Raw genomic sequence first — 24,982 nt, 5'->3', positions numbered from 1 at the left:
TCCTGTACGGATTCCGAGCATTCGATTCGCTACGCCCATCGCCCGGCCGCGGTTCCGGGTGGGTGTCCCGCCGGCAACGCCGGCAAGTCTGTGTGGCTGCCGTCGATGCCGAGATAGTTGTGCAGCACGGCATCTCGGTCGATATCTGCGGCGGGCCCGGCAAACGCGACGGTGCCGCGGCTGAGCAACACCACGTGATCGGCCATCGTCATGGCGTGGTCGACGTACTGCTCGACCAGCACAATCGCCGAGCCGGTAGTACGCAATTCGCCGAGCGCCGTGAAGATCTCGTCCACGACCAGCGGAGCCAGGCCCATGGACACCTCGTCGAGCAGGACAACCGATGGATCGGCCAGCCAGGCGCGCCCCAGTGCCAGCATTTGCTGCTGGCCACCGGATAGCGAGCCGGCCCGTTGATCGAGCTTCGCCCGCAGCGCGGGGAAGATATCCAGCACATCGTCGGTGCTACCTCGGCGCCACGGCGGCATCAGTAGGCGCAGGTTTTCCCGAACCGTCAAGTCCGCGAAGACACCTCGGCCTTCGGGGATCAGGCACAGGCCCGCGCGGGCGCGGCGCACCGGACGAGTGCGGGTCAGATCGGCCCCACCTATCGACACCGTCCCCGATCGCGCCGGAAGCAGTCCGGAGGCCACCCGCAGCAGCGTCGACTTCCCGGCGCCGTTCGGCCCGAGCAGCGCCACGACCGATCGAGGTGCAACCGCGAGGTCAACGTCGTGGAGCACGATCGTGCTGCCGTATCCCGCGGTGATCGACCTCAATTCGAGTGCGTAGTCGATGTCGGTCATGCGACGGGCTCCGTCATCCGGCGTTCGTCGGTGACCGGCTCGCCGAGGTAGGCGTGCTGCACCACCTCCGAAGCGCGGACCTGCGCGGGCGAGCCCCGGAATATCAGGCGACCGAAGTCGAGTACGAAGATCTCCTCGCAAATCTCGAGCACCAGCGACATATCGTGCTCTACCAGCACGATTCCGACGCCACGTGCGGTGACGACCTGCCGCAGGATCTGCCCGAAGCGCGCGGTTTCCGAGCGATCGAGGCCGGCACTCGGCTCGTCGAGCAACAGGATCCGATATGGCCCGGCAAGACATCTGGCGAGCTCGACCAGTCTGCGTTGCCCGGTGGACAGTGCACCGACGCGAGAATCCGCGATGGATTCGATACCGCACAACGCGATAGCGGAGGCCGTCGCGGTGCGCACCCGCCGTGCCTGTCCATGGGGCGAGACCAGCTGGGCCAGCGGGTTTGCGCCGGCGAGTGGACCTTCGGCGCCCATCGCGACGTTTTCGGCGACAGTGAGAGAGTCGAACAGTTCGGTCTGCTGAAAGGTTCGCCCGATGCCCAGCCGTGCCCGGTGAGCGGTCGAGGCTCGGCTGATCACCAGGTCCCGCAGTCGCACCTCGCCGGCGTTGGCCTGGACGAGACCGGTACAGGCATCGAAGGTGGTGGTCTTGCCCGCCCCGTTAGGGCCGATGAGTCCGGTGATCCGCCCGGTGCACGCCTGGAACGTGAGGCCGTCGACTGCCACTACGCCCCCGAACCGAACGGAAAGATCGTGGACACCCAGCACCGTTGTGGGCTGCTCGGTGGTTGGTTCCGCCACGCAGACCGCCGAGGATCGGTGGCGGCGAAACGCGTTGTCCAGCCAGGATCGAATCGGCACGGGAACTTCGAGGCGGCCCGCGGCCGCGGCCCGCAGCACCACCAGAACGCCGAACAGGACCTGGAGCCACAGCGACATACCCGCGACTTGGACATAGGACGGCACCAGGATCAGCGCCACCGCGGCCAGCAGCGGATACCAAGGCTCCCGGCCCACCACCACGACGATGACCGCGAAATAAGTGACCGATAGCAGCGGCTGGTAATTCGCCGCCGAGGCGGTGGTCTGGGCCATTCCGGCGAGTGCGCCACCCAATGCCGCAAGAAATGCCGAAACACAGAAGACGAGAACGCGGGTGATTTCGATCGTAACACCGTTGGTCCGCAGCGCGGTCGGCGATTCGGCCAGCCCCCGGAGCAGTCGTCCGAGCCTACTCTTGTCCAAGGCCACCACAATCAGCGTGCCTACCGTGGCCAGCACCAGCACGAAACGGTAGAACGATGGGTCGGAATCGAGTCCGAATACGTTGGGGCGCGGCATTTTCAGGCCCAGACCACTGGTGCCGAACATGTAAGGCTCGCTGTAGAACATCATCTGTACTACGACGCCGAATCCGAAGGTCGCCAACGCCAGATACAGGCCGCTGAGGCGAATGGCCGGAATCGACAACACCGCACCGATCGGAAGGACCACCAGTCCGCAGCCGATGAACGCGAGCGGCCACGGCAAATGTCGATCGACGGCCAGGTGCGAGAACGCGCAGGATCCGATCGCGGTGAAAGCCATGTGGCACAGCGAGACTTGACCGGATGTGCGGACCAACAGACCGAGCGACAGAAAGACGAGCGTCATCGCCAGCGCCACAGTCCAATCCGTCAAATGGATGCCCGCGAACGACGGAACCAGCGCGAGCACCACCAACACCACGACCCCACCCGCGGATTGCAACGCTGGCGGCGCAGTCCAACCGGACCGGATCCGCCGGACTACCCGGTCCCGGTCCACCAGGTAGCGTCGCGGCATGATCAGCAGCACCAGAAACAACGCCAAGAACGGCAATGCGGTGGGAATTCCCGCGCCAAGCCCGGCGGTAAAGTAATGCGTAGCCAACGCGGCGAGCACCCCGATGAGCAGGCCACCGCCGAAACTCCAAGGCAGACTGGTGAAACGGCCGATGGCCGCCGCCCCGAACGCTTGGACGACCAGCAACGTCAACTGCATCGGATCGAGCGGAATCAACGGCGCGAACAGCACCCCGGACAGCGATGCCAAACCAGTGCCGACACACCAGGCCGTTCGTCGCGTGCGCACCGAGCTCGTCCCGGCCAGATCCAGCAATGCCGCATTCCCGACGACCGCCCGCATCGCGATGCCACCTCGGGTGAATCGCAGCCCGACCGATAACGCGACGGTCGCCAGTACCGCGACGCCGAACGTTGATACATCCGACCACTGCACCCGCACATCGAAGGCGGCGAATCCGCCCTGGGGCAGGAAGATCGGAACAATCCGCGGCGTCGTCTGCCCGTAGTACAGACTCACCCCCGCCTGGACGACCAGCAGAATGCCGACCGTCGCGGCGATCCGCAGTTCCGAACTCGCCCCGTCGACAACCCGGGCCAGCAATTCCAGTGCCACGCCCATGGCCGGGCCGATCCCGAGCACACACATCGCCAGGGCGAGCGGCCACACGACACCATCGATGATGTGCAACGTGTAGAACGCGTATGCCGACACGGTGGCCATGGCGCCGTGGGCGAAGTTGAACACTCCCGAGGTCTTATAGGTGAGCACCAAACCCGTTGCGGCCAGCCCATAAACCGAGCCGGATACAATTCCGGCGATCACGAACGGCAAGAGATCTGCCACGATGGACTCCAATTTTCGCTGATCACCGACCGGCCGCGACCGTGCGCAAGTGCCGGCGCGGACTTGCCTGACCTGGTCGGCAGCTGATCGAACGGCTGGGGCGAGCTGTGCCAGGTCAGTGTCGACGGCTGACGCACGCCTCGCCACGGGATCCCGCCGCCCGTGCCTCGCAACAGAATTCGACGGCGCAAAAACAAAAGCCGGACAGCTATGCCCTAAATGGGAGCTGCCGGTGCCCCACTGTCGAGAAGATCTGGAACTGTCGCCGCGCGCTGGGCGGCGCGTAGAAAATCCCTACGCACCACCTGAGGTCGCTTCGCGCACTGGCACGGTGAGCATTGCGACGATCATGTCGATGATTTCGGCGGTGTCGCCGTCGGGGTCCGCGGTGCGCACGCCCGCTTCGAGTGCGCGTTCGTAGTCGGCGATCAGGGCGAACATGACGGTCGCCATGGTCTCCAGGCGCTGGCGGCGTCGGCGCGGTGGGATTTGGGGCAGGGCCGCATCCAGGCGGGTGGCGATGATGCGGACGGCGGCGCGGTCGGCGCCGGCGAGGCGGCGGGCGTCGGCGATCACGGGGTGGGCGCGCACCACCTCGAGGAAGCGGCCGTAGTGGGTGACCTGTGCGGTGTAGATGAGTTCCAGGATGGGGGCGGCGAGCATAGCGACCAGTGTGCGGATCTCGTGTGCGGTTCCCTCGGTCTCGTATCGGGCGAGCAGCCCCATTCGGCGCTCTTCGAGCCAGTTCATGCGGCGGTCGACGATGGCCTCGAGCAGACCGCCGCGGGAGTCGAAGTAGTAATGCACCGCGGAGTTGTTGCGCTGGCCTGCGGCTGCGGCGATATCGCGCAGCGGGACGTCGACGCCGCGTTCGGCGATGAGTCGTTCGCCCGCGTCGAGCAGTGCGGCACGCGGATCGGTGGGCATGTCAGCACTGTACTGAACCCAAGTATTGACGATGTTAAGCGGAAATGCTTAATTGAGGCCGTACGGAACGAAGGCGCTACCTTCGTGCAGCAGACCCGAGGTGACCCGATGACCATCGCGCGCGGCCCGATCTTCCAGCTGTGCTGGGTGGTGCGCGATATCGATGCGGCCCAGCGGGAGTTCACCGAGCGATACGGCGTCGCGAAGTGGTTCACCATCCCCGACGTGCACTTCGGACCGCAGTTGTGTGAATTGCGTGGCGCGCCCGCCGATTACACGATCACGGTGGCGTTGGGGTACGCGGGCGCGCAGCAGTTGGAGTTGATCGAGCCCAAGTCCGGGACCAGTTTGTATTCCGAACACCTGGATCGCGCCGGACCAGGACTGCATCACATCGCGTGGGTACCCGAGGACTATGACGCGGCCCTGGCCGAAGCGAAGGCGAGCGGGGCCGAGGTGCTCGCGCGCGGCGCGTTCGAGGGCGTCGGCATGGAGTTCGCCTATTTCGACGGAGGCGCGCTCGGTTCCGCCGTCGAGCTCATGCGGCTGTCCGCGGATATGAAGGCGATGTTCGATTATCTGATCCCGGAAGGGTTTTCGAACCCGTGGGCCTAGGAATGGAAGGCGATTGAGATGCGATTCACCTATGCCGAGACGATGACGGACCCGAGCTTCTATGTGCCCTTGGCACAGGCCGCAGAAGCAGCCGGGTACACGTCGATGACAATCGCCGACAGCGTGGCCTATCCGAAGGAATCCGACGCCACTTACCCCTACACCCCTGACGGAAATCGGGAGTTCCTGGAGGACAAGCCGTTCATCGAGGCCTTCGTGCTGTCGGCGGCCATCGCGGCGGCCACGACGACGCTGCGGCTGACGCCGTTCGTGGTGAAGCTGCCCATTCGCCCACCGGTGCTGGTCGCCAAGCAGGCCGCCTCGATCGCGGCATTGAGCGGGAACCGATTCGGCTTCGGCGTCGGCATCAGCCCGTGGCCGGATGATTTCGAAATCATGGGTGTGCCGTTCGAACATCGCGGTGCACGCATGGACGAGTGCATCGATATCGTGCGTGGGCTCACCGCGGGCGGCTATTTCGAATACCACGGACAGTTCTACGATCTGCCGCCCATCAAGATCAGCCCGGTGCCGACCGAGCCGATTCCGATCCTCATCGGCGGACACAGCGGCCCGGCACTGCGGCGCGCGGCCCAGCGCGGCGACGGCTGGATGCATGCCGGTGGCGATCCGGCCGAATTGGACCGGCTGCTGGCGAAACTCGATGCGCTGCGCGCCGAATACGGCACCCGCAAGGATTTCGAGATCCACGTCATCTCGCTGGACGGATTCACTGTCGACGGTGTGAAACGGTTGGAAGACAAGGGCGTGACCGATGTGATCGTCGGTTTCCGCTACCCCTACACCACCGAACCCGATACCGAATCGCTGGACACCAAGATCGCGCACCTGTCCCGGTTCGCGGAGAAGGTCATCGCGAAGACGAGCTGAACCCATCTGCAGACCGGGTCGGGGCTCCTTATCGTCGCGATCGGGGTGCCTCGAACCTGGTGACACCGCCTGTGACGCCCGTCACGAGCGCCTCATGTCACAGAATGTTGTGGTCCGGCGTCTGGTGAGTGACGCAGATCCAACAGACAGGAGCCGCCAGTGGCCAGACACTTCCGGATGCCGGGGGCACAGTCGTGAGTGCCGATCCTGCCACCGAAGTCTTCGTCACCCACCGCAACCTGCTCTTCACCGTCGCCTACGAAATGCTCGGCTCAGCCGCCGACGCCGAAGACGTCCTCCAAGAAACCTGGCTGCGCTGGGCAGGCGTCGACCTCCACACAGTCCAGGACCAACGCGCCTACCTAGTCCGAATCACCACCCGCCAATCCCTCGACCGACTACGCGCACTCGGACGCCGCAAAGAAACCTACATCGGACCCTGGCTCCCCGAACCACTACTCACCACACCCGACGTCGCCGACGATATCGAGTTGGCCGAGAACGTCTCGATGGCGATGCTGCTGGTGCTGGAGACACTTGCCCCGACCGAGCGCGCGGTATTCGTGCTGCGCGAGGTATTCGACCTGCCCTACGACGAGATCGCCGAAGCCGTCGATAAGAGCCCGGCCGCGGTCCGCCAGATCGCCCATCGTGCCCGAGCACATGTGGCCGCACGCCGACCGCGCGGACCGGTTTCGGCGGCACAGAGCCGAGAGGTGCTCGCGGCGTTCCAGCGCGCGCTCGAAACCGGCGATATACAGGGCTTGTTCGATATGCTCGCGCCCGATGTCGTGCTGCTGGGTGACGGTGGCGGAATCAAACAAGCCCTGCCGCGCCCTATCACGGGAGCCGACAAGGTGGCCCGCCTCCTCGCCGCCTTCCCTGGCAGAGTCGCTGCTGCCCTGTCGCTGCGACCGGCGCAGGTCAACGGCTATCCGGCGCTGGTCATACGACTCGACGACGAGCTCGATACGGTCATGGCGGTACGCATCGAAGACGGGCTCATCACCGGCATCTACGCCGTGCGTAATCCCGAGAAGTTGTCGCATGTGCGGCAGGAAACCGCCTTGCGCCGCTGAGTCCGTTGGCCTCCGATGAGCACTGCCCATCTGCCAGCCGCTGTCGCGGCATGATCGCCAGGCCAGCGGGGCGCGCTCGCCGCCGAGGTCGGCCTGTCTGCGGCGTGTGTGGCCGGACCGCTGCACGCGACGCACTGCACCCGACAACACGTGACCGTCCTGCGCCTCGAGGAGTGCGCAGTCTGAGCGAACGGCGTTATGGATGCTATACGGCGAGGGCGGCCTTGGCAGCAGCGAGAGTTTGCGATCGATAGGAGCCACCGAAGAGCACCACGTGCACGAGCAGCGGGTGCAATTGGTGCAGTGGGATCCGCGCCTGCCAGTCGTCGGCGAGAGGATGGGTTTCGTGGTAGGCGGCGCGGATCCGGTCCAGGTGTGGGGTGCCGAAGAGGGCGAGCATGGCGAGGTCGGTTTCGCGGTGACCACCGTGGGCGGCCGGGTCGATGACCAGCGCGCGGTCGGCGGTCCACAAGACGTTGCCGGACCACAGATCGCCATGGATGCGGCTGGGTGGTTCGGGTGGGCCCGCCAAGGTTTCGATATTCTCGATCACGCGCTCCACCAAGCCAACTCCGTCGCGACCGAGCGCTGCGGCGGCCTTCGGCAGGTACGGAGCGAGGCGATAGTCGGCGTACCAGCGCGCCCACGAGATACCGACCTGGGAGTTGTCCAGCGGCAGATCGGCGATCCAACCCGGCCACGGCGCGCCGAACGATCCCGGTGAATCCGCGTGCAGCGCGGCAAGTTCGCGCCCGAAACGCTGCGCGGCGGCTGCGCTCGGCGCGGCGGCGGAAACCCAGGGTAATACCAGCATCGCGTCGTCGACAGCCAGCACCTCGGGCACCAACCCGGGAGCCACCGCGGCGAGCCAGCGCAGCCCGGCCGCCTCGGCCGCGAATACCGGCGTCTGGTCATGCGCGGCCTTCACGAACACCTCGCGGCCGTCACCGAGTACTGCCCGATGCAGCGTCCACGAATGATGTGATCCCAGATCGGTCATCGAATCCACCGTCACACCGATCAGGGCCGCGAGATCCGTCGCACCCGTCACTTCGATCCCCTGCCCATGCCCCGAACCTACCCGCCAGATCCACTCCGGCGCAGTAACTCCGGGGGCCGCTCCTGCGCGCCACGTGCGAACCAGGTGTATCGAATCAAACGCCGTTGAGCTCGCCGCATGACGAAGCCGACGCGGCCCTTCACCGCCAGGGAATGGCGATAGTCCGACAACGGACTCGGCGCGCACCGCCGCCGTGTGCTCGGTCGAGCCCAGTCGCCTCGGTCATGCCGGACGCCGTAGCCACTGGCGTCTGTCACCACCGACGTACACAACCCCTGCTCACGACGCGGCGTTGAGGCGCTTCTTGGTGTCCTCGTCGGCCGGGAAGAACGATTCGATGGCGAGTTCGGCGACGGTCACGTTCATCGGGGTGCCGAAGACGGTGGTGACGCTGATGAAGGACAGTTCGTGGTCGTTGTGGCGCAGGCGTAGCGGGACAACGGCTTGGTCCGGTTCGGGAAGGGTGAGATCGACTGTGCCGCCGGGGTATTCGCGCAATTCGTCGCGGAGCTCGATCAATTCCGGCGAGCCGGTGACTTCGATCTGGCGCGATAGTCGCTCGAAGATGTGGCCGCGCCATGCGGCCAGATTGACGATGCGGCTGGCCATACCGTCGGGGTGCAGGCTCAGGCGCAGAGCATTCACCGGCGCGGTGAGCAGTTCTGGGTCGATCCCCGTCAAGAGCAGTGCCACACCGGAATTGGCGTCGATCATGTTCCAGCTCTGGTCGATGGCCAGCGCCGGATAGGGGTCGTGGCCCGCGAGGATCTGACGCATCGCGCCGCGCACCGCGTCCATCGCGGGTGTATCGAGGGATGGTTGGGCGTAGGCGGGCGCGAATCCGGCCGCGAGCAGTAGCCGATTGCGTTCGCGCAAGGGGATTTCCAACTGCTCGCACAGGTGCACCAGCATGGTGCGGCTCGGATTCGCGCGACCCGTTTCGATGAAACTCAGGTGCCGCGCGGATGTTTCGGCGCGCCCGGCCAATTCCAGCTGGCTGAGCCTGCGCTCGAGCCGCCAGTGGCGCAGCAGGTCACCGGCTGTCTGCGTACTCACCCTGCCGATCCTACGAACCCCACGGCCCTGGCACGATTACCTGAGGGGTAATCGGGGTGCGGCCGATCAGAACCGCCAGCGGGTCGCGCCACCGGGTTCCACCGTCGAGAGCGCGGTAGCGGTGAGTGCGGTCAGACGGTAGACGTGCCAAGGCGGCGGGCCCGCGGAGGGGGCGCTGTATGCGGCGGTGAGCGCCTCTCCGGTGTCCTCCACGCGACACGGCCAGCCGCCGTCGGCCCAGCGCCGGGCCATATCGGCGACGGCGGAGGGATCGGCGATCCTGGTCGCGGTGCCCTCGACGACCAGATCGAATTCGTGGGTGGCCACACTCATCGCGCAGCGCGGATCGTGAGCCAGATTGCGGCCCTTGCGGCTGCGGGCGCCGGTGGTGAACCAGAAGGCGCCGTCGACCCAGAGCGCGCCGACCGCGGTGACGTGCGGGCTGCCGTCCGGATTGATCGTGGACAGCCAGCAGGTGTGCCGGTCCAGACCGCCGGAGCCGGGCGCTTGTTCGATGCCCGCGTCGAGTCGTCGGCGAATGCTGTCCCAGTCAATCGGCGGCAGCTCGTAGCGGTCGGCGAGGTTGATTGTGTCCATATCAGTAGGACGATCCGTGTCCGGGGAACTCACCGGCGTCAGAAGATTTCATCGCCGGCGAAGGCCTGGGCCGACGGGGCGGCGGTGAGCTCGGCGCCGATCGCTTTGGTGAATTCGGTGAGGTCGCCGGGACTGCGGGAGGTGATCAGCGGCCAGCCGTTCTCGTCCGAACGCACCACCGCCCGATCGATCCAGCGGCCCTCGGCGTTGACGACGTCGGTGCGCAGCGAGTGATAGGAGGTCAACGTCTTGCCCGCGAGGACGTCGGCCTCGACGAGCAGCCATGGACCGTGGCAGATCGCCGCGACGGGTTTGCCCGCACGCACGAACTGCTGCGCCACTTCCACAGCGCGCTCGCAGACGCGCAGTTTATCCGCGTTCACCGTTCCGCCCGGCACGACGAGCAGGTCGAAATCGTCGGCCTCGAGGTCGTTGAGCGCCGCATCCGGCTGCACGACCTCGTCCTTGTCGACATCGTGTCGAAAAGTCTGGACCTCGCTTCGTTCGGGGGTCGCGTGTACGGCGACGGCGCCGTGTTCGCGCAACCAGCCCAGTGGCATCAACAGCTCGTCGTGTTCGACGCCGGTATTCGCGGTGATGACCAATGCGCGCACGCCGCGCAATTCCTCGGACATACCGGACCCCTTTCTCGCCGATCCTTCACTAAGGTCGACCTACCCCGACGCGGAGCACTCAAACGACTCCGGCATCCGTCCGGATCGGCGATTTGCGCAGTAAAATCCAGTAATGGCCGTGGTCCTGCCCACTGTCGGCGTGGAAGAGGAATTCCTTCTGGCGGATCCGATCACGGGTGCGCCGAGTCCGCGCAATGTCGAAGTCGCGGCCGCGGCCGCCGATGTCGGTATCGATCTGCAGTTGGAGTTGACGCGCTGCCAGGTCGAGATCAATACCGAGGTGCATACCCGGACCCCTGAATTACTCGATGACCTGCGCCGACTGCGCCGCAGCGTGGCCAATTGCGCGGAGAAACACGGTGCGCGGTTGCTCGCGGTGGCGGTACCGCCCGCGATACCGGATGCGTATCCGGTCACCGATACCCCGCGCTATCGACGCATCGAACGCTATTTCGGGATGCTCGCGCATGAACAGGGCTTGTGCGGTTGCCATGTCCATGTCGGGGTCCCGTCCCGTGACGTCGCGGTGCTGGTCGGGAACTACTTGCGGCCCTGGTTACCCGTGTTGTTGGCGTTGACGGCCAATTCCGCGGTCTACCGTGCCACCGATACCGGATACGCCAGTTGGCGCAGCATCATGTGGCGGCGGTGGCCCAGTGCCGGTCCCCCACCGTTCTTCGATTCGCCCGCGGATTTCGACCGTATGGTGCAAATGATGTTCGCCAGCGGCAGCATTCTCGATACGGCGATGGTGTATTGGGACGTGCGGCCCTCGGCCTCGTACCCGACGGTCGAGGTGCGTGTCAGCGATGTACCGGCGACAGTCGAGGAAACGGCGTTGTTGGCCACGCTGATTCGCGCGGCGGTCGTCATGGCGCAGACGGCGATCGAGGATGGAGTGCCGCCACCCCCGGTGCCCGCGGAGGTTTTGCGGGCCGCGTATTGGAAGGCGGCCCGGTCCGGCCTGGACGGAGACGGCCTCGACACGATCAGCGGGCGCGCGCTTCCGGCCAGCACTCTGCTCGCCGGGCTGGTCGACTATCTCACTCCGGCACTCGAACAGTCCGGCGAGCAGCAGTTCGTCGCCGATACCGTCAAAGCGGTGCTTGCGCGTGGCAACGGCGCACGGCGACAACGGATTGCGATACATGCCCACAACGATGTCGCCGATGTCATCGATGTGGTCGCCGCCGCCACTCTCGAAGGGTGCTACTGACCGGACAAGCCGAATATCGGACGCGGGCCACCATCCCGGATGATCTGTGCGGAAAGTGCTTCGATAGAGGTATGCCCCTACTTGTCGGCACATCGGGTTGGCAGTACCGAGACTGGCGCGAGGTGCTGTATCCGACGGACGTGCCGCAGCGTGCGTGGCTGGAAACCTACGCCGCGAGCTTCGCGACGGTCGAGAGCAACAATGCCTTCTATCGACTGCCCAGTGGCGAGACCTTCGCGGCATGGCGGGATCGGACACCGCCGGACTTCTGTTTCGCGGTCAAGGCAAGCCGTTTCCTCACCCACATCAAGCGGCTACGCGAACCCGAGGAGCCGGTCGAGCGCTTGATGGAGCACGCCCGTGCACTCGGCGACAAGCTGGGGCCGGTGCTGTTGCAACTTCCGCCGACGCTGCGGGTCGATCCGGCACTGCTCGACGCGTGCCTACGCTGTTTTCCGCCCGAGGTCCGGATCGCGGTCGAACCCCGGCACGATTCCTGGTGGATTCCGGAAGTTCGTGCCGTGCTGACCGAATGCGGTGCGGCGCTGTGCTGGGCCGATGTCCGCTCCCGTCCGGTCGCACCGCTGTGGCGGACGACGGACTGGGGTTATCTGCGACTGCATTCCGGACGTGCGACACCCGCACCGCGCTACGGACGCACGGCACTGTCCAGTTGGGCGCGACGGCTGGCCGACACCTGGTCCGATCGCGAAGAGGTATTCGTCTACTTCAACAATGATCCCGGCGGTGCGGCGGTGCACGACGCGATCGTCTTCGCACGCGCCGCCGCCGCGGCCGGAGCCACCGTCAGCCGAACACCCGCAACGGTTTTCAGCCGACGATAGCGTTCATGATGGTGCCCGCACTGGTTGCGATGACACCACCGAGCATCGCGCCGGCGAGCATCTTCGGCGAGTCCAGGGTGCCGCCGCTCCACTTCTCCCAAGCGAACCGGCCGCCCGCATAGGTGATGCCGCAGACACCCGACAGCAGCACAAACCAGGTCAGGTAGCGGACCATCTGCAGGATCTTCTCCGAATTGGGCGGCGCCTCCGGCGTCGGGTTCCCGATTTGAGCAAGAACGGTCTCGTGCAAGGTGATCAGCATCATGGGCACATACTCATTCCAGTCGAGGTGAGCGATGAGCGGCAGATAACCGAGCAATAACCAGATCGGTACCGGACAGTATGGGCGGTGCTTGCGGTTTTCGGGGCGGTCTCCGCGCAACCTGTCTGGAATGTCCGAAGGCGCGGCGCGACACGCCGGTGCACGGGTGTAGCATTTCGCCCGAAACCCAGCGCGGGAGCTCGGGCACGGCCGGGCTGAGAGGGCGGACCCCACGTTTCGCCGACCGCATGAACCTGTCCGGGTAATGCCGGCGTAGGGAGAGCGGTACCGGGATGTCTGCAACCACCGTTGATCGATCCGAGCGGCGCGAAGCACCGCTGACCCTGGACCAACCAGCGCCGAAGGTGCTCTCGTTCTGGGACCAGAGCGCATTCTGGGCGAACCTCGGGGTCAGCCTGTTCGCATTCTCCGGTGCCTACACCGTGCTGGCGCCCAATTCCGATGGCGCCGCCCAGATCTCCATCGCCGCGGGCATTCTCGCGATGATCATCGGAACGGTGGTCGGCGGACTCATGCTCGGCTTGGCCGCAGTGCCCGGAGCCAAGACCGGTAAGCCCGCGATGATGTTGCTGCGCGGCCTGTTCGGCGCGAAGCTCAGCTATCTGCCGACCGTGCTCAATATCGCGCAGCTGATCGGCTGGGGCACCTTCGAATTGATCGTCACCGGCGATGCGGCCGAGGAGTTGTTCGGTGGTGGGCCGCACTGGATTTATGTGGTCACCGCGGGTGTGCTGACGACGGTTTTGACGATCTGGCCGCTCGGTTCGGTCCGGATGCTGCGACGGTTCGTGACCGTCGGTGTGGTGATCGCGTTGATCTGGTTCTACGTCCAATTCGTGCGCGCGGGTCTGCCGGATCTCACCGCCAACCCGGGCGCGGCGGGCGGTGGGCCGTTCGGCGTGGACTGGAATCTGTTCTGGGTCGCGACCGATGCGGCTCTCGCGGTTTCGATTTCGTGGGTGCCGGTGGCCGCGGACTACACCCGGCACTCCCGCAGCACCGGCGCGGCATTCGGCGCGGCCAGCGGGGCATATGCGTTCACCCAGATCATCGCGTATGCGCTCGGGCTGTTCGCGCTGGCGCTGGCATCCGGCGACGGCGGGGTGTACTCGCCGTTCCTGAAGGTGACCCTCGGAGCGGTGTACTTCTTCATCTTCGTCTTCCGTGAGGCCGACCAGTCGTTCGCGAATGTGTACTCGACAGCCGTATCGATCCAGAACCTCGCGCCCCGGGTGGATCGCCGGGTGCTGTCGATCGGTCTGGGTGTGCTGATCACGCTGCTCGCGCTGCGGCTGAACATGGCGAACTACTTCGGCTTCCTCGGGCTGATCGGGTCGGTTTTCGTGCCGCTGCTCGGCGTGCTCGTCGCGGACTTCTTCCTGCGGGCGCGCGACCAGTGGGATACCTCGGCGCACGCGCCGTCGCGATGGGGCATGGTTTTCGCCTGGCTGGTCGGGCTGTCGGTCTACCAGCTGATCAACCCCGGCGACGCCGGAGTGTGGACCGACTTCTGGGTGGGCGTGCAGGAGAAGCTGCACTTCACCAAACAGGCGTGGATGAGCGCGTCACTGCTGTCATTCCTGGCCGCGGTGGTGGTCGCGTGGGGTGTGGGACGTCTATCGATGCTGCGCAAGTCTGCGTAGCCTCCGGACCATCACGCCGGTACCGCAGCAATCGCGTACCCGACACACGCGATGCCGGTTCTCCGAGCGTCATTCACCGCCGAACGCCCTCGCACAGAGTTCGACTGATGCACTGTCGCATATCCAGTGAGGACCTCGCACAGGTGCGCGGCTTGTGCGAGCTGCTCACAGGGGTGTGCGAGGCCTGCGGTCGGCCGACTTCGTGAGTGCCGACCAGTTCGTACGCCATTCGGGCGGCCTCGGCGAGTGTTTCGTGAGCGATTCGCCGAGACAGAGTATGGCTGTTCTGATCTCAGATCACGGCGGTCGCGGGTTTTCGATCTCTTTGCGGCACAAACTTTCTGATCACGCAATCTTGCGGGGCACGCAAGTTTGCGTATCGTGAAAGGCGTGGCATTCGTACTCGGGCTGCGGGAACGCAAGAAGCTCGCGACTCGGGAAGCGCTCGGATTCGCGGCTCTGCGGCTGGCGGTCGAGCGTGGGCTCGACAGTGTGCTGGTGGAGGACATCGCGGCGGCGGCGGGTGTTTCGCCACGTACGTTCAACAATTACTTCGCCAGTAAATACGAGGCCGTGTGCTCGGTGGCGGTCGATCGGGCCCGGCGGATCGCGAACGGACTGCACGACCGTCCGGCGGCCGAAGCGCTGTGGCCCGCGGTAATCCACGCGGTACTCGCCGAATTCCACGACGACGAGCTGCCCGATCCGGCATGGACTCACGGTATTCGGCTGATCACCGGCAAGCCTGCGCTGCAGGGTGAATATCTCAAGGCACAGGCCGTCATCCAGGAGGCCCTCGCGACCGCCATCGCCGAACGCACCGGCCGCGACCTGCACACCGATATGTTCCCGCGGATCATGGCTGGCGCGATCGCGACGGCACTGCAGGTCGCCATCGATCGCTGGGTCGCTGCGGACCCACCCACCGCGGCACTGCCCGTCATCCGGGAAGCGTTGCGGCAACTGTCCTATCTACCAGGAGCCTTTCCGATGGACGTCCCCACCAACCACACCCTGGCCGTGCCAGGTGCGTCGCTGTACTACGAGATCCGCGGCACCGGACCGCTGCTGCTGCTCATCCCGGGTGGCAATGGCGACGCCGGGAGCTTCGATCAGATCGCCGAACGCCTCGCGGATCGCTATACCGTGGTCTCCTACGATCGACGCGGCTTCTCCCGCAGCCCAGGGCAGGACCACAACGCGCAACTCGACGGCGCAGATGCCGCCGCACTGCTCACTCACCTCGGCGATCAACCCGCCGCCGTGCTCGGCAGCAGCTCCGGCGCCATCGTCGCGCTCGAATTGCTCACGACCCGACCCGAACTCGTGCATACACTCATCGCACACGAACCGCCGCTGGCGACCGTACTGCCCGATGCCGACAAGTGGCTCACCTTCTTGGACGAGGTCTACCAGACCAGCAAATCCGAGGGCTTCGTCGCCGCCATATCGCTATTCGCCCAGGGTGTCGGGCTGCGCCGAACACAGCCCGCCGAAGACCCCACGGCCGAAGCCGCCGCGATCAGTGCGCGCATCCAGCAGAACATGCAGTTCTGGATGGAATGCGAAATGCGCCAGTACGTTCGCTACACACCGGATTTCGACGCACTGCAACCCGTCGCCGACAAGCTCGTCCTCGCCATCGGACACGATTCGAAGGAAATGTTCCCGGCGCTGCCTAATGCGGTACTCAGCGAACGTCTCGGACTCGACATCGTGGAATTCCCGGGCGACCACGTCGGATACCGAAGCGCCCCCGAGGAATTCGCCACTCAACTCCATACGTTGCTCGACAAGCGCGGATAGGTACGAGTGTCCTAGCGGGCATTGGCGCGAGACAGATTCCAGCTCTGCCACATGTCGTCGTCGAGACTCGTGCGGATGGGACCGACTATTTTCGCGCGATGTGGCTGCGGGAGTCGGTCGAGGGCGGGGAAGATATCGGGAGAGAGTCTGCTGAGGTAGAGCGTGTCGAGGTTCTCGCCGTGCTGCCAGCGATCGATATTTCGTGCCGCGACAAGGCCTTCCGGGTTGAGCACGGCCAGCACGAACAGCGTCGAGATGGCGGTGCCGATGGCGGCGCGCGGCAGCCAGGTGCCGTCGAGGCGCAGCACCGCCGCGATCATCAGCAGGTACACCAGCCCCAGCCACAATTCGCATACCTCCACGAGCACGCGCAGGACAGTGAACCCATAGGCCTGCTGATAGGTCCACATGCGGCCGAGGGCCGAGGCGACGATGATCAGCGTCAGCACGCCGATCGCGCACAGCAGGATGCGCAGCCAGGCCCGGTCGACGGCGGATTCCTCTGCGGCCCAACGTAATACGACGGCGATTACGGCGAGGGTGAGGATAGTGACGATCGAGAGCTGCCAGAATCCGCTGCGCGCGTATTCGGCGTAGGTCAGATTCGCGGTGCGCTGGACGTAATCGTCACCGCCGAACAATGCGACGAACTGGGCACCGACGAAGACCGCGAACAGGATGGTCAGAGCGCCCACCGGCAGTGCCCATTCCATCCGTCGCAGGCATCGGCCGGACGGCTCGCCTGTCGCCGCGGCTCGCGGACCCGCAAGCAGATACATCGCCCCGACGCTGCCGAGCCCGAGTACCGCGAACAGCACGATCCACTGCACGACCGATGCCGCGTCGACCTGTGGCGTCAACGCGTCGAGCAGTGTCGCGAATGTCGCATCGGCGCCGCCCAGCAACGGCACGAACACCGCCAACAACGCGAGCGTCACCGCAACCGACATCCCGGCCCGCCACGACCGCCGCGCTGGACCTTCACCGATCCGCCCGAACGCCGAATACACCCACGGAATGCCCGCAATAGACTCGATCGGCACCGCGATCACGTCGTACCACGCGCCATATACCGACCGCCGCCCAACGACAGCCAACGACCCGGCCACCACGGCCCCTACGACACAGAGCGCGAAAAGCCACCCTGCGGCCCGCACCGCACCCACGGCCAGCAACGCCAACGCCAGGGCTGTCCACCACACCCGCCCCCAATTCGCAGCGCGACCACGGAATACCGATCCGGCCGCAACAGCCTCCGCACCACGGTCCCCCAGCGTCGAGCGACTGCCGATGACGACTGGACCAGCGGTTTCCGCAGCACGCTCTCCTGCCCCCGATGCGGGCGAATGCGCCGATTCGAACGGATCCGCTATCAACGACGCACCCTCATCCACCGCGCCCCGACTGTCCGAAGAATCAGTTCGACCTGGCTCTACCCCACCCGTGGGGAGCATTTCAGCACCGTCAGCCACGGGGACAGGCGGCTCCAGCTCGTGCTCATCTGTCGTCGCCGTGGGCGATTCAGACAACGGATTCGGTATCGATGGTGCATCGTCGCGCACCATGCCGCCGCTGCTCCCATCGGACTGGTCGAGCTGCGCGCCAGCACCTTCGACCGACGTCGTGCCACCGGGCACCTCAGGGGCCGAGCGCCCTGGGCGCGGCTCCATTGTTTGCGAGGCGGCCGAATGATGTGTCGAGACCGCCGCTTCGGCCGTGCGTCGGGCGCGGCGGTCCACCGTGAATACCGCGGCCGCTGCCACCGAACCGGCGAGTACCCAACCGATTCCAGGTCGGTCCAGCGGGACGAAGACCGCGCCCGCGAGGCCCGCGATACCCGCTGCGGGCAGTGCGCCCGCCGGGCAGGCAATGCGCCGCCACCTCGGCAGTTGCACCGGCCAGGGTCGCGGTGCCGGGAATCCGGAACTCGGCGGCGGAACCGGCGGCATGGTCGGTGGCAGACTGATCAACACATTCGACGGGCTCGACCACACACTCGGTGAGGTCGGCGCATCCGCTACCGACTGGTCTCCCACGTTCGGCTCCGATTTCGCTGCGGATGGCGCAGGTGATTCCGGTCGCGCTGGTTCGGGTTGGTCTGGCATGAGTGTCCCCTCCTACGGGCGTGCGGGATCATCCCGGGACCTCGTTGGTCCGGGCTGCGGAATATCGGAGTGCGTTAAGGGGCCGGGAGAACCACGCGAATGCGCGAGCCCGGATCGGTGACGGCTATTGTGCCGCCGTGTAGGTCGACGATCCAGCGCGAGATGGCAAGCCCCAGTCCGGTACCGCCCCCGTCGGCGCGCCCGCCGCGGGTGAAGCGGTCGAAAATGGTGCCGCGCTCGGCGATCGGAATGCCGGGGCCTTGGTCTTGGACGTCGATGACCAGCCCGCCGCGGTCGGCGCGGGCCTCGATGCATACTTCGCCACCGGCGGGTCCGTGGCGGGCGGCGTTGTCGAGCAGGTTGAGCAGCACCTGATGCAAACGTGCACGGTCTGCGAAAACGCTTGCGCTGCTTGGTTGCACATCGGTGCTGAAGCGCACGCCGCGCCCGAGCGCCGCGGCGGCCACCTCGGCCTCGGCGATGACTTCGGCCAAAAGCGGTGTGACGCTGAGTTCTTCGCGGCCCAGCGCCCGGGCGCCGGATTCGATGGTGGACAGGTCGAGCAGTTCGGAGACGAGTCGGCCGAGCCGTTCGGTTTGGGCGAGTGCGGTGCGCAGGGTTTTGTCGTCGGGTTCGCAGACACCGTCGACCATGTTCTCCAGCACCGCATTCAGCGCGGTGATGGGCGTGCGCAGTTCGTGGGAGACATTGGCGATCAGGTCGCGGCGCTGCTGGTCGGCGGCGGCCAGATCGGCGGCCATCTGGTTGAAGGCCACCGCCAGTTGCCCGACCTCGTCGCGGGAACTGGCCCGCACTCGACGGGTGTAATCGCCCTGCGCCATGCGCTTGGCCGCCGCCGTCATCTCCCGCAACGGCCGAGTGGTGCCGTGCGCGAGGATTTGCGAGGTAATCAACGCGATCACCGTTGCCGCGATGGTCGTCCTCGGCGGCAGCCAGCCGATCCGCAGCCGGAAGAACCCGAATGCCACTCCGGCCGACCCGAGCATCAGAATCGCGAACTTCAGCTTGATCGATGTGACCGGATCCAGCGGCCGCGGCAGCATCTCCGCGACCGCGTCCGATAGGCCACGCAGCTTCCGCGAAATCGCCGCGCGCGCAACATCCTCGCTCATCGCGCATCCAGCGCATAGCCGACACCGTGCACTGTGCGGATCACATCCGCTCCGAGCTTGCGGCGCAAAGCCTTGATATGACTGTCGACCGCCCGAGTGCCCGCGGCTTCGGCCCAGTCCCAAACCTCTTCGAGCAATCGCTCGCGGGCCAGCACCACGCGGGGACGTCGTGCCAGCCGAGCCAGCAGGTCGAATTCCAGCGGGGTGAGCTGCGCTTCGATATCGGCGCGCCACACGCGACGCTGATCCACATCGATGCGTAGGTCGCCGACGATGATGGTGGCGCCATCGCGTTCGACGGCGCGGTCCATGCGGCGTAGCAGCGCGTGGACGCGGGCAGCGAGAATACGAAGCGAGAACGGCTTGGTCAAATAGTCGTCCGCGCCGACGCCGAGTCCGATGAGCTGATCGGTTTCGTCGGTGCGCGCGGTGAGCATCAGGACCGGAATCGGGCGCGCGGCCTGTATGCGGCGGCACACCTCGAGACCGTCGAAGCCGGGCAGCATCACATCCAGCACCACCAGATCGGGCACGACCGCTTCGGCCGCCGCGACCGCCCCCGGACCGTCATGGGCCAGCTCGACGCTGAACCCCTCGGACCGCAGTCGCGCCGCCACCGATTCGGCGATGGTCACCTCGTCGTCGACCACCAGAATCCGTCGCGCCGCCTGCCCGAAGCCCGCCGCCTGCTGTTCCATGAACCGAAACCCTAGCCACCGGCTGTGGAGAGAACCCGCATCAATTGTGGAGATTCCGTGTGCACCGCCGACGGCCGCAGCTCGACAGGGCCGCGTCGACGACATCAAACCGTGTCCCACCTGCAACTCCAGCGCATACCGAGAAGCGGCGACCACGGCGGAAAGTTAGCGACATGGTTGCCATGGGAAGGATCGGGATACGCTTGCTCGTCGCCGCGGTCATCGCGGTCATCGCCCCCTCTGTACTCTCCGGTACCGCGATGGCCGCACAGATGGCGACAATGGGCGGCGGCTCGGGCATTGTGCTCGACGGCCGCGCGGTATGCACCCTCACTACGGTCGGCTACGACAGCGCCGATCGGATGGTCGGACTCACCGCCGGACACTGCGCCGAGATCGGTATGCCTGTCCAGTCCGAGACACAGCAAGCGGGCGTCATCGGCACCGTCGCCGCGGTCGACCACAACAACGACTTCGCCGTTATCGAATTCGACCGCACCAAGGTCACGCCGGTTCGCCAAGTGGCGCAGACCTATATCGGTGGCATCGGCGTACCGCCGCGACCGGGCGATATCGTCTGCAAGAACGGCCGCACCTCCGGCTTCGACTGCGGCGTGGTGTGGGATACGCGCGAGTGGTGGTTCCAGAGCCAGCTCTGCTCCAGACCGGGCGATTCGGGCGGTCCGGTCACGCTCGGCGACCGCCTGGTCGGGATGAATATCGGGCATATCGGGGTCATGGTGCTCGGCGTGACCCTCTTCGACATGGCCTGCGGCACGGCGGCGGTGCACGATCCGGCCGTGGCGATCGAGATCGGCGTCATCCTGGGTGAGATGGATCGGTCGGGTGGCGTCGGCGCCGGTTTCCGGACGCTGTGAGATCACGGCTGCAATTCCGGCCCGTCCGTTCCTGCACTCGATGCCGAAATGCGCCGACTGTCAAGCGAATACGGAATCACCCTGATCGGCTCGAACCCGTTGTCGCCACCACACCTGCGCGCGTATCGGCAGGCGTTATCCGTTCAGCTCGGCAAGTAGGAAGTCGCGGGCAACGCTGGATGCTCGTTCGAACTGCTCCTCGTAGACGGCGAAGTGAGGGCCGGGGACAAGCGCCAGTCGTTTGGGCTCCAGAGCTTCGGCGTAGCTCTGCAGCGCGATATCGCTGGGGGTCAGAGTGTCTTGATCGGCGATCACCATCAGCAGTGGTGTCGGAGAAACGCGCTGCAGGAACGCTTCTGGGGCGTAGGACTGGAATTTGTCGACGCTGGAAAGTGTGACCTCGTTGCGCCACGTGGGTATCTGCGGGCCGTTGGCCATCAACCAGTTGTAGACCTCGAGACCGGGCATGGCGACGAGTTCGGTGGGGTCATCGGATGCCGCCTTGATCATCTGATGTGGTTTGCCCGACGCGCGGGCCTGGCGGTCAGCGGCGATGGCCGCATGGACCGCCGGCAGCATGATGGATGGCACCAAACTGCGGAAGTTGGCCCAGCCGTTGGTCAATGGCACCTGCGACACGACCGCTCGCACGCGTCGATCGGTCGCCGCGACGACCAACACGTGTCCGCCCGCGAAACTGGTCCCCCAGATGCCGATGCGTTCCGGATCGATGCCCTCGAGGGTCTGGGCGAAGGTGATCGCATCGCGGTAGCCCTCGATCTGGGCGAACGGATCGACTTCGTAGCGAGGTTCACCATCGGAAGTCCCGAATCCAGGATGGTCGTACACCAGACACGCCAGGCCTGCTCTGCTGAACACCTCGGCGAAGGGGGCCACCCATTCCTTGACGCCCGCGAAGCCGTGCGTCATCACCACCAGCGGGACAGGACCCGACGCCGCTTCCGGCCGGTAGAGCCATCCACGTAACGTCACTGCGCCACTGGTGAATTCGATATCGACCCGCATGCGATGCCCTCCATTACTTCCGTCCTGTAACGAAGGTACGGCGCGAGTGGCACAATGTCGAAGGCCCAGTCGATGATCTCCGGATACCGCGCGGCAGGCTGGCTACCATGACGAGGATGCTGAGCAACGCACACATCGAAGCCCGCATACCCACCCAGGATCTGGCCCGAGCCCGCCGCTGGTACGCCGAGAAACTGGGCCTCGAACCGGTCGAAGAACGCGAGGGCGGCCTGCGCTACGAAGGTGCGTCGGGCGTCTTCTGCCTGTTCGCCTCCGCCGGGGCGTCCGACGGCTCGTTCACCCAGCTGGGTTTCTACGTCGATGACATCGAGGCAACCGTCGCGAGCCTACGGGCCCGCGGCGTGGTTTTCGAGGAATACGACGGCACGGTGAACGGGATCATGGATATCGAAGGCAACTATCCGAGCAAGGGGCGAGCCGAGCGGGGCGCATGGTTCCGCGACAGTGAAGGCAATATGCTCGGTATCGGTCAGGTCATTCCCTAGCGCACCGATCCGCCTCCGAGGCGAAGGTCATCAAGGCAGCGCAGGTAGGAGCCACCGGCGAAATCCGGTTCCCACCCGGTCCGGTGTAGCGGCTCAGCCAGTCCTGCGGCAGGGCGACCACGCGGAGAACGCGTCCCCGCGTGCGGCATGCTGCGCGGTCATGCCCATCATCGCGAAAACATAAGTCCCCCACCGGAATACGCCTGCGGTCGCCGCGGAGCGCAACGCCGCGGGAACTCGAAATATCTCAGATTCGAGCGAGCTTGCGCGCATCCTTGCGGACACCGAAAGAGGTGACGATCTCCATGATGCCGAGGATGATCAGCCACCACCCGGCGACCAAGGCGAGCGTCGCCACCGATGCGACCGGCCATGCGATCAGCACCACACCGCCGATCGCGGTGATGATTCCGAAGAGACCCTCCCAGCCCCGACCGGGCAGCGTCGGCTCGGAGATCGCCGCCATCAGCAGCGCGACACCACGGAACAGCCAGCCGATACCGATCCACAGGCCGAGCAACAGAATCGATTCCAACTCGTCACGAAAGCAGAAGACACCGATGATGATCGACAACACACCACTGATGAACGCGAGAACCCGGATTCCGGGGCTGGTGTGTGTGCCGAATGCGGCCACCAACTGCAGGAAGCCACTCACCACCAGGTAGATGCCGAAGATGATGCCCGCGGCGAGCAGCGTCACACCGGGCCATACCAGGATCATTACACCGAGGATCACCGACAGGATGCCGGTGACCAGAACCGTTTGCCACGCACTGCGCGCAAGCGACTGCAGAGGACCCTCTAGCACGCTGTTTGTCGTCATGACGTGATGTTAGGCCGCGAAACAGCAGTTTTCTGGGAATTTGCTAGACGAACGCAATGAGGGCCGTCAGGCGGGTGTCGCGATGTTCACCATCCACGCGATACCGAAACGATCCAGGCACATGCCGAATTCGTCGCCCCACATCTGCTTCTCCAACGGCACGGTCACCGTGCCACCGGCGCACAGCTTGTCCCAGTAGCCGCGCAGTTCGTCGGCGTCGTCACCGGAGAGACTGATCGAAATACTGCTTCCGGGTTTGTACTCCATACCTGGCGGGGTATCCGAGGCCATCAGCGTGAATCCACTCGGCGTCTCCAGCATGCCGTGCATGATCAGCTGCGCGCCGGGCGCGTCCTTATCCCCCATATCCCCGAAAGTCTGCATCGTCAGCGTGCCGTCGAACACATCGCGATAGAACTCCAACGCCGTGCGCGCCGAGTCGGAAAAACTGATGTACGGGTTCAGCCTGGAGGTCATAGGAACGCTCCTTGGTGGTAGTTGGCCGCCATCGCCGAGGTTAGTCCTCCGACTCGGACAGTGGGCTCGATAACGGGGTACTCGCTCACGTTTATCGCCGAGAGGGCTCGGGTAGTCATCCCTAAGTGGCTCTCGTCGTGTGCACCCATGGGGTGAAGCGGGTGGGTCGGGTTCGCGATCTCGGGTGGCTAGGAGAAGAGGGTGGCGGTTGTTCTCGTGCTGCAGGCACGTGGCCTCGGTGATCTGCTCACCGCGGTTCCCGCGTTGCGCGCGCTGCGACGGGCGAAACCGCGTGATCAGATCGTCCTCGCCGCTCCGCACCGTCTGAAGCCCATCGTCGACCTGATCGCCTCCGTCGACTCCATGATCCCGACCGCCGACCTGAGCGACCTGCGCTGGGATGCACCCCAACCCACGCTTGCGGTGAATCTGCACGGACCGAGCGCCGAAAGCATCGTCGCGCTCACCAAGACCGATCCCGGACGCATCCTCTCCTATCGCAATCCGGCGTTTCCGGAGCTGGAGGGCCCGGAATGGCATGCGGATATGCATCACGTCGAGCGCTGGTGTCATCTGCTCGAATCCGACGGCATCGTCGCCGATCGCCGCAATCTCGGACTCGTCCCCCCGGTCGCCACCACTAGTCGCCGCGATTGCGTCGTGGTCCATGTGGGAGCCGGGGCACCGGCTCGCCGTTGGCCGCCGGACCGATTCGCCGCGGTCGTGCGGCATCTGCTCGTGCTCGGTCGCGAAGTGGTGCTCACCGGTGACCCGTCCGAGCGCGACACCGCGCTGAATATTGCCGCACGCGCGGGCCTACCCGTGGGCCGGGTGCTCGCGGGTGAGCAGAACCTCATCGAACTCGCTGCCACGGTCGCCGAGGCCGCACTCGTCATCTGCGGTGATACCGGCGTCGCGCATCTGGCCACCGCCTTCGGAACCCGCACCGTGTTGTTGTTCGGTCCGACACCGCCGCGCTGGGGTGGGCCGCCACCGCATCTTCTCGGTAGGCACGCGGTGCTGTGGGCCGGCCAGCTCGGCGATCCGATGGCCGATACCCCCGACCCCGGATTACTGCGGATCGGTGTCACCGAGGTGATCAGCGCGATCGACAAGCAGCTCGCCAAGCGGGCGTGGCCGGGCGGCGGAAACAATCGCGGACGCACGACGTATCGCCGCGTGGGTTGACC

24 protein-coding genes and 1 riboswitch are annotated in these 24,982 nt (G+C 65.7%); of the genes, 10 read left to right on the top strand and 14 right to left on the bottom strand.

Annotation, left to right across the window (positions count from 1 at the left end; all coding sequences use genetic code 11):
* Positions 1-29: 29 nt before the first annotated feature.
* The 3 genes from ACIBG0_RS34245 to ACIBG0_RS34235 all read right to left on the bottom strand — a co-directional run bounded on the left by ACIBG0_RS34245 (position 30) and on the right by ACIBG0_RS34235 (position 4,417).
* A complete protein-coding gene (locus ACIBG0_RS34245) occupies positions 30-806 on the bottom strand; it encodes an ABC transporter ATP-binding protein (RefSeq protein ID WP_397038370.1) in 777 nt (258 codons plus the stop codon).
* Positions 803-3,490, bottom strand: coding sequence for an ATP-binding cassette domain-containing protein (locus tag ACIBG0_RS34240; RefSeq protein WP_397038368.1), 2,688 nt, complete (start codon positions 3,488-3,490; stop codon positions 803-805). Before ACIBG0_RS34240 ends, ACIBG0_RS34245 begins: the two co-directional genes overlap by 4 nt.
* A 294-nt stretch (positions 3,491-3,784) precedes the next feature.
* Positions 3,785-4,417: a TetR family transcriptional regulator gene (locus tag ACIBG0_RS34235; protein ID WP_397038366.1), complete on the bottom strand. Its 633-nt coding sequence runs from the start codon at positions 4,415-4,417 to the stop codon at positions 3,785-3,787.
* 108 nt (positions 4,418-4,525) lie between these two features.
* Between ACIBG0_RS34235 and ACIBG0_RS34230 the strand changes: the two genes are divergently transcribed.
* The 3 genes from ACIBG0_RS34230 to ACIBG0_RS34220 all read left to right on the top strand — a co-directional run bounded on the left by ACIBG0_RS34230 (position 4,526) and on the right by ACIBG0_RS34220 (position 7,002).
* Positions 4,526-5,032, top strand: coding sequence for a VOC family protein (locus ACIBG0_RS34230; RefSeq protein ID WP_397038365.1), 507 nt, complete (start codon positions 4,526-4,528; stop codon positions 5,030-5,032).
* An 18-nt stretch (positions 5,033-5,050) separates the two neighbouring features.
* Entirely contained in the window at positions 5,051-5,923 is an 873-nt protein-coding gene (locus ACIBG0_RS34225) for a TIGR03619 family F420-dependent LLM class oxidoreductase (RefSeq protein ID WP_397038363.1), read from the top strand.
* Positions 5,924-6,117: 194 nt separating this feature from the next.
* Positions 6,118-7,002, top strand: a complete 885-nt coding sequence (locus ACIBG0_RS34220) for an RNA polymerase sigma-70 factor (RefSeq protein ID WP_397038361.1) — start codon at positions 6,118-6,120, stop codon at positions 7,000-7,002.
* A gap of 205 nt (positions 7,003-7,207) precedes the next feature.
* Here the strand turns inward: ACIBG0_RS34220 and ACIBG0_RS34215 are convergent, their stop codons facing one another.
* From ACIBG0_RS34215 to ACIBG0_RS34200, 4 genes are all read right to left on the bottom strand, one after another.
* The gene (locus tag ACIBG0_RS34215) at positions 7,208-8,053 is read right to left on the bottom strand and encodes a fructosamine kinase family protein (protein ID WP_397038359.1); all 846 of its coding nucleotides are present in this window, start codon (positions 8,051-8,053) and stop codon (positions 7,208-7,210) included.
* 288 nt (positions 8,054-8,341) lie between these two features.
* Positions 8,342-9,127 (bottom strand): helix-turn-helix domain-containing protein, encoded by a 786-nt coding sequence (locus ACIBG0_RS34210; RefSeq protein ID WP_397038478.1) that lies wholly within the window; start codon positions 9,125-9,127, stop codon positions 8,342-8,344.
* 57 nt (positions 9,128-9,184) lie between these two features.
* The gene (locus ACIBG0_RS34205; protein WP_397038357.1) at positions 9,185-9,715 is read right to left on the bottom strand and encodes a pyridoxamine 5'-phosphate oxidase family protein; all 531 of its coding nucleotides are present in this window, start codon (positions 9,713-9,715) and stop codon (positions 9,185-9,187) included.
* Positions 9,716-9,753: 38 nt separating this feature from the next.
* Entirely contained in the window at positions 9,754-10,350 is a 597-nt protein-coding gene (locus ACIBG0_RS34200) for a type 1 glutamine amidotransferase domain-containing protein (protein WP_397038355.1), read from the bottom strand.
* Positions 10,351-10,462: 112 nt separating this feature from the next.
* On the opposite strand from ACIBG0_RS34200, the gene ACIBG0_RS34195 reads away from it, so the two are divergent.
* A complete protein-coding gene (locus tag ACIBG0_RS34195) occupies positions 10,463-11,566 on the top strand; it encodes a glutamate--cysteine ligase (RefSeq protein ID WP_397038353.1) in 1,104 nt (367 codons plus the stop codon).
* A 71-nt stretch (positions 11,567-11,637) separates the two neighbouring features.
* Entirely contained in the window at positions 11,638-12,411 is a 774-nt protein-coding gene (locus tag ACIBG0_RS34190) for a DUF72 domain-containing protein (RefSeq protein ID WP_397038351.1), read from the top strand.
* Here ACIBG0_RS34190 and ACIBG0_RS34185 read toward each other — a convergent pair.
* Entirely contained in the window at positions 12,398-12,676 is a 279-nt protein-coding gene (locus ACIBG0_RS34185; RefSeq protein ID WP_397038349.1) for a hypothetical protein, read from the bottom strand. The genes ACIBG0_RS34190 and ACIBG0_RS34185 overlap by 14 nt on opposite strands.
* Positions 12,677-12,855: 179 nt before the next feature.
* Positions 12,856-12,972: riboswitch (TPP riboswitch) on the top strand.
* On the opposite strand from ACIBG0_RS34185, the gene ACIBG0_RS34180 reads away from it, so the two are divergent.
* Together ACIBG0_RS34180 and ACIBG0_RS34175 are read left to right on the top strand one after the other, a co-directional pair.
* The gene (locus ACIBG0_RS34180; protein ID WP_397038347.1) at positions 12,967-14,337 is read left to right on the top strand and encodes a purine-cytosine permease family protein; all 1,371 of its coding nucleotides are present in this window, start codon (positions 12,967-12,969) and stop codon (positions 14,335-14,337) included. It overlaps the preceding riboswitch by 6 nt.
* A 390-nt stretch (positions 14,338-14,727) precedes the next feature.
* Positions 14,728-16,143 (top strand): alpha/beta fold hydrolase, encoded by a 1,416-nt coding sequence (locus tag ACIBG0_RS34175; protein WP_397038345.1) that lies wholly within the window; start codon positions 14,728-14,730, stop codon positions 16,141-16,143.
* An 11-nt stretch (positions 16,144-16,154) separates the two neighbouring features.
* On the opposite strand, the gene ACIBG0_RS34170 is transcribed toward ACIBG0_RS34175, so the two are convergent.
* The 3 genes from ACIBG0_RS34170 to ACIBG0_RS34160 all read right to left on the bottom strand — a co-directional run bounded on the left by ACIBG0_RS34170 (position 16,155) and on the right by ACIBG0_RS34160 (position 20,079).
* A complete protein-coding gene (locus tag ACIBG0_RS34170; protein WP_397038343.1) occupies positions 16,155-18,179 on the bottom strand; it encodes a DUF4153 domain-containing protein in 2,025 nt (674 codons plus the stop codon).
* A 143-nt stretch (positions 18,180-18,322) separates the two neighbouring features.
* Positions 18,323-19,312: an ATP-binding protein gene (locus tag ACIBG0_RS34165; RefSeq protein WP_397038476.1), complete on the bottom strand. Its 990-nt coding sequence runs from the start codon at positions 19,310-19,312 to the stop codon at positions 18,323-18,325.
* Between the two features lie 65 nt (positions 19,313-19,377).
* Positions 19,378-20,079: a response regulator gene (locus tag ACIBG0_RS34160; RefSeq protein ID WP_397038341.1), complete on the bottom strand. Its 702-nt coding sequence runs from the start codon at positions 20,077-20,079 to the stop codon at positions 19,378-19,380.
* 173 nt (positions 20,080-20,252) lie between these two features.
* Here ACIBG0_RS34160 and ACIBG0_RS34155 point away from each other — a divergent pair, with 173 nt between their 5' ends.
* On the top strand, positions 20,253-20,957 hold the full coding sequence (locus tag ACIBG0_RS34155; RefSeq protein ID WP_397038339.1) for a S1 family peptidase: 705 nt from the start codon (positions 20,253-20,255) through the stop codon (positions 20,955-20,957).
* A 135-nt stretch (positions 20,958-21,092) separates the two neighbouring features.
* On the opposite strand, the gene ACIBG0_RS34150 is transcribed toward ACIBG0_RS34155, so the two are convergent.
* Positions 21,093-21,983 carry an alpha/beta hydrolase gene (locus ACIBG0_RS34150; RefSeq protein ID WP_397038338.1) on the bottom strand — a complete coding sequence of 297 codons (891 nt, stop codon included), beginning with the start codon at positions 21,981-21,983 and terminating at the stop codon, positions 21,093-21,095.
* A 116-nt stretch (positions 21,984-22,099) separates the two neighbouring features.
* Here ACIBG0_RS34150 and ACIBG0_RS34145 point away from each other — a divergent pair, with 116 nt between their 5' ends.
* Complete coding sequence (locus ACIBG0_RS34145; protein ID WP_397038336.1) at positions 22,100-22,489, top strand: VOC family protein; 390 nt, start codon at positions 22,100-22,102, stop codon at positions 22,487-22,489.
* Positions 22,490-22,736: 247 nt separating this feature from the next.
* On the opposite strand, the gene ACIBG0_RS34140 is transcribed toward ACIBG0_RS34145, so the two are convergent.
* Together ACIBG0_RS34140 and ACIBG0_RS34135 are read right to left on the bottom strand one after the other, a co-directional pair.
* A complete protein-coding gene (locus tag ACIBG0_RS34140; RefSeq protein ID WP_397038334.1) occupies positions 22,737-23,315 on the bottom strand; it encodes an HdeD family acid-resistance protein in 579 nt (192 codons plus the stop codon).
* 66 nt (positions 23,316-23,381) lie between these two features.
* Positions 23,382-23,792 carry a VOC family protein gene (locus ACIBG0_RS34135; protein ID WP_397038332.1) on the bottom strand — a complete coding sequence of 137 codons (411 nt, stop codon included), beginning with the start codon at positions 23,790-23,792 and terminating at the stop codon, positions 23,382-23,384.
* A gap of 201 nt (positions 23,793-23,993) precedes the next feature.
* On the opposite strand from ACIBG0_RS34135, the gene ACIBG0_RS34130 reads away from it, so the two are divergent.
* Entirely contained in the window at positions 23,994-24,980 is a 987-nt protein-coding gene (locus ACIBG0_RS34130; RefSeq protein WP_397038330.1) for a glycosyltransferase family 9 protein, read from the top strand.
* Positions 24,981-24,982 lie beyond the last annotated feature (2 nt).

The organism is Nocardia sp. NPDC050630 (assembly GCF_044457245.1).
In the GTDB taxonomy this organism is placed as follows: domain Bacteria; phylum Actinomycetota; class Actinomycetes; order Mycobacteriales; family Mycobacteriaceae; genus Nocardia.
Note: the sequence above shows the minus strand (reverse complement) of the source record. Positions and strands in the feature narration are given on the sequence as shown.